Here is an 8,256-nt window from a genome sequence, read left to right as displayed (position 1 = left end):
TATGATCGCACGTGCGATAGCCGCGTCTGTACCATTCAAGTGGGTTGCCGGTGACACGGTCTACGGTGTTGGCGATATCGAACAGCAGCTACGGCGGGCAGGCAAAGGCTATGTGCTCGGGGTCAGCAGCTCTCATGTCTTCCGATCCTGGGGCAAGCGACAGCCGGTCGCCGGCAAGGCCGAAGACATCGCCCGGACGCGGCGCCCGTCCGACTGGAAGCGCTTGTCGGCGGGAGCCGGAACCAAAGGACCGAGGCTGCATGACTGGTGTTATCTCGAACTGGCCGATCTCGAGGTCGAGCAGTTCAACAGCGCAAATGATGGTTTATGGACGCGCGGTCTGCTGATCCGTCGCCATATCGCTGATGGCGATCTCGCCTTCTTCACCACCTGGTGTCCAGCGGGAACGTCCATCGAAACGCTGGTGGCGGTCGAAGGCCATCGGTGGGCGATCGAGGACAGTTTCGAAACCGCGAAAAACGAATTCGGGCTCGATCACAACGAGAGCAGGTCCTGGCATGGCTGGCATCGCCACGTGTCCCTGGTGATGCTCGCCTTCGCCATGATGGCGGCGATCCGCCATCGCGCCAATCCGCCACCGCCCAAAAAAACCAAACGCCGCCCCCCGGCAAAAGCCAAAGCATACCCACACCGCCACTGATCCGTTGGTCAATCCAGGAAATCCGCCGCATCGCCAGCAGGCTTGCTCGAAAGCGGATCCAACCCGCGCATGTCATCGCATGGTCATTCTGGCGCAGAGCTCACCAGGCTGCCGCTCAGCGCGCGCATCTCAAAGCAAAACGGCAACTGTAATGCTAGGGTCTGTTGGGCTTCATCTGGAGTTTATCACGGCCGCGGCCAGATAGATCGTAAGCGTAGCGCCGCGGCCCTTTAGATTGTTTGTGCGCGATCTTGGGAGCACCGTTAGAAGAGTCATCTTCTGGAGGGTGCTCACAATGGACGACCATTCGGACGACATAAGACGACCATTGACACAGCGTATCGAAGTGTACGCCGGCGCAGGCCGTAAGCAGTGGCCGGATGATTTGAAGGCCCGGATTGTCGCGGAAAGCCTTGATCCGGGCGCGGTTGTAACAGATATCGCACGCCGGCATGGCTGCCGGTCACAGCAGGTGCATGACTGGCGGCGCCGGGCGCGTTTAGGTCAACTGGTGCTGCCAGCTGCGGCGGGTGCACTGTCGTTCGTGCCGTTGGTGTCGGAATCGTCGCCATCGGCGGCTGCCGCGCCCTCCGGATCGCCGGAAGCTGCCGCTGTTACGGTTGAGTTCCTCGGGGCCCGAGTTGAGGTGCGCGGAACGCCTGGACTTGCCGTGCTGAGTGATGTGTTTGTTGCGTTGCGCCGGACACGTTCATGCTGACGGCTCCCGCTGGCCTCATGATTTACGTTGCGACCCGACCTGTAGACTTCAGGAATTGGACGAAGCCGCTCCGCGGCAGAACACTCGGCAAGAGTGGCCCATCTTCGGATGAAGGAATGCGGCTGAAGCAACTGTAACTGCTTTGGCGTGCCATGGTGAGACGTAATTTGCAGCGTTCATAGGCTTGGCTTCGAGCAAGATGGCGTTGCTGCCCTCGGGCAGTTTTCGTTTTTTTGCCAAGGAGCCTTCAATGACCCCGCTTCGGTTACGCATGACAAACGACATGCAGATCCGCAACCTGTCACCGCATACGCAGGAATCCTATCTGCTGCAGGTTTCGCAGTTCGCCCGCCATTTTGGGAAGTCGCCGGCTTTGCTTGGGCCGGAAGATGTCCGCGCCTACCAAGTCTATCTGACGAACGAGAAGAAGTTGGCGCCGAAGTCGATCCACGTGACCGTCTCAGCGCTCCGTTTCTTGTACCGTGTCACGCTCGGCTTCGAATGGGATTTCGACCTCATCATTCCGTGTCCAAAGGCGCCCAAGACACTCGCCGTCATCCTCAGCCCCGAAGAGGTGCTGCACTTCCTCGGCTGCGTGGAGAGCCTCAAGCATCAAGTGATCCTGACAACATGCTACGCCGCCGGTCTGCGCATTTCCGAAGCGGGTACGCCTAAAGCCGGGAGCCATGGACCGACAGCGGATGGTGCTACGCGTCGATCAAGGCAAGGGGAAGAAGGACCGTTACGTCATGCTCTCGTCACGGTTGCTGGAGACACTGACCGACTATTGGCGCGCCGTCCGGCCGAGCACGTGGATGTTTCCCGGCGGTATCCCCAACGAGCCGATATCGACCAACGCGGTGCAGGACGCCTGCAGCAAGGCGCATCGGTTAACGGGCCTTGCCAAGCCCGTGACGCCGCATTCGCTGCGGCATGCCTTCGCCGTCCATCTACTCGAGGCCGGCACCGATCTTCGCACCATCCAGCTCTTGCTTGGCCATCGCAGCCTGTCCACAACCGCGCAATATCTCCGGATAGCCACGAACAAAGTCTGCGCGGCGACCAGCCCGCTGGAGCTGCTGCCGCGCCCAATCCCTAAGGCACCACCACCGCCGCCGCCTGGACATTTCTGACGGCGGCCCCATGGGACGCTCAGGTCCGGAAGTGGCGGATATCTTCCGCCGCTATGGTGCTGCCTGGCGCGAGCAGCAGTGGAGGTCTCTATCGACCGAACGACGTGCAGCAATGACGGCGATCGAGCGCTGCCGAGCGGCCGCGCTCGGTGGCCATGTCGAGCAGTGCGATCACTGCGGAGAGCGGCGGATCTCCTACAATAGCTGCCGCTCGCGCAACTGCCCCAAGCGCCAATCGCTCGCGCGGGCAGAATGGATCGAGGCCCGACAAGCGGAGCTTCTCGATACGCAGTATTTTCACGTTGTTTTCACCATACCAGACCAAATCGCAGCGATCGCATTCCAGAATGCCGGCACCGTGTACGATATTATGTTCCGCACAGCTGCAGAGACTTTGCGGACTATCGCTGCCGACCCCAAGCACCTCGGTGCCGAGATCGGGTTCTTTTCTGTCCTTCATACTTGGGGCCAGAACCTCCTTCACCATCCCCACCTCCATTGCGTCGTTCCTGGAGGAGGACTGTCCCCGGATGGCAGCCGCTGGATCGCGTGCCGGCCCGGCTTCTTTCTTCCCGTGGCCGTGCTTTCCCGTCTGTTCCGGCGCCTATTTCTCAGCGCCTTGCAAAAGTCGTTCGATACCGGCGAGCTACAATTCTTCTCGTCGCTGGAACCGTTGCGTGATCCGGCTGCGTTTCAGCGTTATCTGAACGATGTCCGCAGAATCAATTGGGTTATCTACGCCAAGCCGCCATTTGGCAGCGCCGAACAGGTTGTGCACTATGTCGGCCGCTATACGCATCGGGTAGCGATCAGCAACAGCCGTGTCATCGATATCGAAGACGGCAAAGTACGCTTTCGATGGAAGGATTACCGCCACGGCAGCCAGCAGAAAGTAATGACGCTGGACGCCGGGGAGTTCATTCGGCGTTTCCTCATCCATGTCCTGCCCGAAGGCTTCAAACGTATTCGCTACTATGGTTTTCTGGGTAGCCGCTACCGCAAGCAAAAGCTCGCTCGCTGCCGCGAACTGCTCGGAATGATATCCGCCGACGCTCATTCGGAGCCGAAAGAGCCCTCCGATTGCCCCGAGAAGGCTGAGCGCTGCAATGCCGCTTCCTTGCGTCAATGTCCATCCTGTCATCAAGGCCACATGGTGTGCGTCGAGGTCTTGCAGCCAGGTTCGTTCAGTGCCGCTCGTTCACCGGACACTTCTTGATGCGAGACCTCGATCAACCAAGAACCGCCACCTTCCATTTCGGGATTCTTCCGGCCGCCGTGGCAGCCGATAGATGCCCTGTTGTCGTTCTTCCGACGTCAAACCTCCGGCGCTTCGCATTTGTCGGCTACTTCGCTTCCCAGATGTCGCTTCCACCCAGTACTTTCGTGATAATGTCCGCTTTGGACTTGTCTCCAGTCCAGATCACGACGTCCACAAATAACGGCGCAGTGATTCAACACCCATAGCTGCAGCGGCGTGCCCGCGCCTTCGTCCAACACGTTTTTAGATTACCGGCGCCCCTCGCGAGTGCTCGTGTTGGGTACCGAACCACGCGCCGCCAATCTAAAAACGCTCTCTATTATGTGGTGCACCACATAACAGGAAAGGCGCGGATGGCCTGGCGCTGTTGGCGAAGGAGACGCTGGGCCACGATCCGATGAAGGGCGTGGCGGTGGTCTTCCGTGCGAAGCGCGCTGACCGTGTGAAGATTGTCGCCTGGGATGGCAGCGGCCTTGTGCTGTACTGGAAGCGGCTCGATGGCGGCGGCTTCAAATGGCCGCCGGTCGTTGACGGCGTCATGCGAATGAACGCCGCGCAGTTGTCGGCGCTTCTGGCCGGCATGGATTGGACACGCATGCATGCGCCTCGAATCCCGCAGCCGAAAGCACTTGCGTAGGAAATAAAATCTTCGGTGCAGCTGGGCGCGAAGCATGGCAGACTCGGGCCCATGAGTGATTTGCCTGATGAACTGCCGAGCGATCCAGCCGAGTTGCGTGCCTTTGCCGCGGCTCTGCCGGAGCGCTGCGCCGGACTCGAGCGGTTGCTCAAGCTTGCAAAAGACGCGCAGTTCGGTCGATCGTCGGAAAAGCTTGACGCTGATCAGCTCCAGCTTGTTCTGGAGGACATCGAAGAGGCCGTTGCGGCCCTCGAAGCAGCCGAAGATCGCGCCAATCCCAGAGTTTGCGAGAAGAGAACTACCAAGCGCAGAGCCAACCGTGGTCAGCTGCCGGAGCATTTGCCGCGCATCGTCGAAACCCTGATGCCGGCTGCAACCTGCTGCCCCTGCTGCAAAGGCGATCTCGTTGAGATTGGTCGCGATGAGAGCCAGAGGCTGGACGTCGTACCGGCGCAGTATCGCGTCATCGTCACCCGCCGACCCAAACTGGCCTGCCGCGCCTGTCATGGCGTCGTCCTCCAGCATGCTGCTCCCGAGCGACTGATCAGGGGAGGACTGCCGACCGAGCGGCTCGTCGCGCATGTGATCGATGCCAAGTATCATTGGCATTTGCCGCTTTACCGCCAGGCGCAGATGCTGGCGACGCACGGTATTGCCATCGACCGTTCCACGCTCGCCTTCTGGGTCGGCTATGCCGCCCAGGAATTGAAGCCCTTGTGGCATCGTCTGCGCCAGCTTCTGCTCGCCTCTTCGAAGCTCTGTGTCGATGAGACCCCCGCACCGGTGTTGGATCCGGGGCGCGGCAGGACCAAAACCGGATACTTCTGGGCGCTGTCACGCGATGACAGGCCCTGGGCCGGACCTGACCCACCTGGCGTGGTTTACGCCTATGCGCCGGGCCGTGGGGCCGTTCATGGCTTGCAGCTGCTTGAGGGCTATCGCGGCATCATCCACTGCGACGGCTATCAGGCTTACAAGACCATGACTCGAGAGACGCGTGCGGACGCCTTGTCCGGAACGCTCGCCTTCTGCTGGTCGCATCTGAGGCGCCAGTTTGTGAAGATCGAGCGCGAGGCGGCTCCGGCGCCAGCTCCGGTTGCGCACGAGGCTCTTGAGCGCATCGCTCAGCTTTACGCGGTCGAGAAAGCGCTCCGCGGCCGATCAGATGCCGAGCGCCGTGCTGGCAGGCAGGCGCATGCCCGGCCTCTGGCTACCGCCTTGAAGCCATGGTTTGAGGCCAAGCTTGATCACCTTGCACAGAAGAGCGACACGGCGAAGGCCTTGCGTTACGCGCTGCGTCATTGGGACGGCCTGACGCTCTACCTTGATGACGGACGCATCGAGATGGACACGAATGCTGTCGAGCGTGCGATGCGGCCAATCAAGCTCAACGCCAAGAACTCCCTTTTTGCCGGTTGCGACGAGGGCGCCGAGAATTGGGCAGTTCTGGCTTCGTTAATCGAGACCTGTAAGCTCAATGGCGTCAGTGCCGAGCACTGGCTCGCTGATGTTCTCGCGAAGCTCGTCAATGGTTGGCCTGCGGCGCGACTGGACGAACTGCTCCCTTGGGCGTCGTTCTACACGATGCATGCACACGATCCGAGGCTGGCGGCATGAGCCTGAACACGACCGCGGTCCGGGTCAAGGTAATCCTCAAGGAAGTAAAACCAGAGGTGATGCGTCGCCTTGTCGTACCCGTCACGCTGCGCCTTGATCGGCTGCATCTGACGCTTCAGGCGGCATTTGGCTGGACCAACAGCCACCTCTTCGAGTTCCTGGCTGGCGAAGGGCGTTGGGGCATCCCTGATTCCGACGGTGATTTTGGTCCCCAGCCGATCGATGCTCGCAAGGCGCGGCTCTCCGATGTCGTTCGCGAGACCGGCGCCAAGACGATCCACTATCTCTATGACTTTGGCGACAGCTGGGATCATGTGATCAAGCTCGAAAAATGGTTCGAAAACACGACGGACTGAGGGGCTTCCCCTCCTGCTCGAGGCTGCCGGCCGCTGCCCTCCAGAGGATGTTGGAGGTGCACCCGGGTATGCCGAATACCTCGACGCCATTAGCGACCCCGCCCATCCGGAGCACGAACATATGCGCCTCTGGGGACCGGAGCGGTTCGACCCTAACGTTATCGACCGGAAGGCGATCGAGGCCGCCGTCAACGCATTGTCCGGAATTTGGAAGCCACGCCCCCGCAAGCTGCGATCAAAATAGACGCAAGCGCCAATCAAAAGGGCCGCAGAGCTACGCTCACGATAGATCATGGAGGCGAAGCTCTGGTCGGTCTTGTCGGCGCGCATTGCGATGCGCTTGAATTCCTTGAGCTTGCTGAAGAAGTTCTCGATGAGATGCCGCCATTTGTACATCTCCTTGTCGATGGCGAGAGGCTTTGCTCGACGCGGATGCTGGGAGATGACGGCCTTGGCGCCGCGCGCGTCGAGTTCGGCGATGATGGCGTTGCTGTCGAACGCCTTGTCGGCGATCAGCGCGTCGAAGGCCAATCCCTCGATGAGCGGCTGCACACCCACCGTGAAGCGCTATCCGGGCAGCAGCACGAAGCGCACGAGATTGCCAAGCGCATCAGTGAGCGCCAGGATTTTCGTGGTCATGCCGCCCTTCGAACGGCCGATCGCTTGGCTTTGCGTCTCCCTTTTGCGCCCTGTCCGTGGCGGTGGACCTTGACGATGGTGGCGTCGACCATGGCGTATTCCATGTCGGGATCGCTGGAGACAGCCTCGAACAGCCGCTTCGAGATATCCGCCCTTACCCAGCCGCGGGAGCGCATGAAGACGCTGTTCCACTGGCCGAACGAGGGCGGCAGATCCCTCCACGGACTGCCGGTTCGGGCGGTCCACAGCACGGCCTCGACAAATAGTCGGTTGTCCTTGCCGCGGCGGCCGGGGTCACCCGTCTTGCCAAGACAAAGCGGCTCCATCTTCGCCCATTGGGCGTCAGTCAAAACGAATCGGTCCATCCCAAGCTTGAATCACAACCAAGCCCGGATGAGAATCCTGCATCCCAACAGAACCGAGCATTACAGTTGTCTTTTTGATTTGACGTGAGCGCGCTGAGCGGCAGCCTAGTGAGCTCTGCGCCAGAATGACCATGCGATGACATGCGCGGGTTGGATCCGCTTTCGAGCAAGCCTGCTGGCGATGCGGCGGATTTCCTGGATTGACCAACGGATCAGCGGCGGCGTGGGTATGCTTTGGCTTTTGCCGGGGGGCGGCGTTTGGTTTTTTTGGGCGGTGGCGGATTGGCGCGATGGCGGATCGCCGCCATCATGGCGAAGGCGAGCATCACCAGGGACACGTGGCGATGCCAGCCATGCCAGGACCTGCTCTCGTTGTGATCGAGCCCGAACTCGTTTTTCGCGGTTTCAAAGCTGTCCTCGATCGCCCATCGATGGCCTTCGACCGCGACCAGCGTTTCAATGGATGTTCCCGCTGGGCACCAGGTGGTGAAGAAGGCGAGATCGCCATCGGCGATATGGCGACGGATCAGCAGACCGCGCGTCCATAAACCATCATTTGCGCTGTTGAACTGCTCGACCTCGAGATCGGCCAGTTCGAGATAACACCAGTCATGCAGCCTCGGTCCTTTGGTTCCGGCTCCCGCCGACAAGCGCTTCCAGTCGGACGGGCGCCGCGTCCGGGCGATGTCTTCGGCCTTGCCGGCGACCGGCTGTCGCTTGCCCCAGGATCGGACGACATGAGAGCTGCTGACCCCGAGCACATAGCCTTTGCCTGCCCGCCGTAGCTGCTGTTCGATATCGCCAACACCGTAGACCGTGTCACCGGCAACCCACTTGAATGGTACAGACGCGGCTATCGCACGTGCGATCAT

At 60.7% G+C, this 8,256-nt stretch carries 7 protein-coding genes and 3 pseudogenes; 8 read left to right on the top strand and 2 right to left on the bottom strand.

What is annotated here, in order from left to right:
* The 8 genes and pseudogenes from IVA75_RS05570 to IVA75_RS40040 form a co-directional block, all read left to right on the top strand.
* Positions 1-661: IS701 family transposase (locus IVA75_RS05570; protein WP_247358730.1), on the top strand; the 661-nt coding region annotated here is incomplete at its 5' end.
* Between the two features lie 295 nt (positions 662-956).
* Positions 957-1,379 (top strand): transposase, encoded by a 423-nt coding sequence (locus IVA75_RS05565; RefSeq protein ID WP_247282321.1) that lies wholly within the window; start codon positions 957-959, stop codon positions 1,377-1,379.
* Between the two features lie 250 nt (positions 1,380-1,629).
* Positions 1,630-2,512: pseudogene (locus tag IVA75_RS40255) on the top strand (site-specific integrase).
* A gap of 10 nt (positions 2,513-2,522) precedes the next feature.
* Positions 2,523-3,728 carry an IS91 family transposase gene (locus IVA75_RS05550; RefSeq protein ID WP_247282320.1) on the top strand — a complete coding sequence of 402 codons (1,206 nt, stop codon included), beginning with the start codon at positions 2,523-2,525 and terminating at the stop codon, positions 3,726-3,728.
* Positions 3,729-4,101: 373 nt separating this feature from the next.
* Positions 4,102-4,407 (top strand): annotated as a pseudogene (gene tnpB, locus IVA75_RS05545) (IS66 family insertion sequence element accessory protein TnpB); the annotation flags it as partial.
* 51 nt (positions 4,408-4,458) lie between these two features.
* Complete coding sequence (locus IVA75_RS05540) at positions 4,459-6,024, top strand: IS66 family transposase (RefSeq protein WP_247282318.1); 1,566 nt, start codon at positions 4,459-4,461, stop codon at positions 6,022-6,024.
* A complete protein-coding gene (locus tag IVA75_RS40045) occupies positions 6,021-6,380 on the top strand; it encodes a plasmid pRiA4b ORF-3 family protein (protein ID WP_253075314.1) in 360 nt (119 codons plus the stop codon). The genes IVA75_RS05540 and IVA75_RS40045 overlap by 4 nt, the downstream gene beginning before the upstream one ends.
* Positions 6,381-6,393: 13 nt before the next feature.
* A complete protein-coding gene (locus IVA75_RS40040; protein WP_253075313.1) occupies positions 6,394-6,624 on the top strand; it encodes a plasmid pRiA4b ORF-3 family protein in 231 nt (76 codons plus the stop codon).
* A gap of 53 nt (positions 6,625-6,677) precedes the next feature.
* On the opposite strand, the pseudogene IVA75_RS05530 reads toward IVA75_RS40040, so the two are convergent.
* Together IVA75_RS05530 and IVA75_RS05525 are read right to left on the bottom strand one after the other, a co-directional pair.
* A pseudogene (locus IVA75_RS05530) lies at positions 6,678-7,384 on the bottom strand (IS5 family transposase); the annotation flags it as partial.
* A 212-nt stretch (positions 7,385-7,596) separates the two neighbouring features.
* Positions 7,597-8,256: IS701 family transposase (locus IVA75_RS05525; protein ID WP_247358725.1), on the bottom strand; the 660-nt coding region annotated here is incomplete at its 5' end.

The organism is Bradyrhizobium sp. 134, assembly GCF_023074155.1.
Lineage (GTDB): Bacteria > Pseudomonadota > Alphaproteobacteria > Rhizobiales > Xanthobacteraceae > Bradyrhizobium.
This window is presented reverse-complemented; position numbering and strand designations above follow the sequence as displayed.

What these genes read in the sequence shown, in the direction of transcription:
- IVA75_RS05565 (WP_247282321.1), top strand. Translation starts at nt 957, where the DNA reads ATGGACGACCATTCGGACGACATAAGACGACCATTGACACAGCGTATC.
- IVA75_RS05550 (WP_247282320.1), top strand. Translation starts at nt 2,523, where the DNA reads ATGGGACGCTCAGGTCCGGAAGTGGCGGATATCTTCCGCCGCTATGGT.
- IVA75_RS05540 (WP_247282318.1), top strand. Translation starts at nt 4,459, where the DNA reads ATGAGTGATTTGCCTGATGAACTGCCGAGCGATCCAGCCGAGTTGCGT.
- IVA75_RS40045 (WP_253075314.1), top strand. Translation starts at nt 6,021, where the DNA reads ATGAGCCTGAACACGACCGCGGTCCGGGTCAAGGTAATCCTCAAGGAA.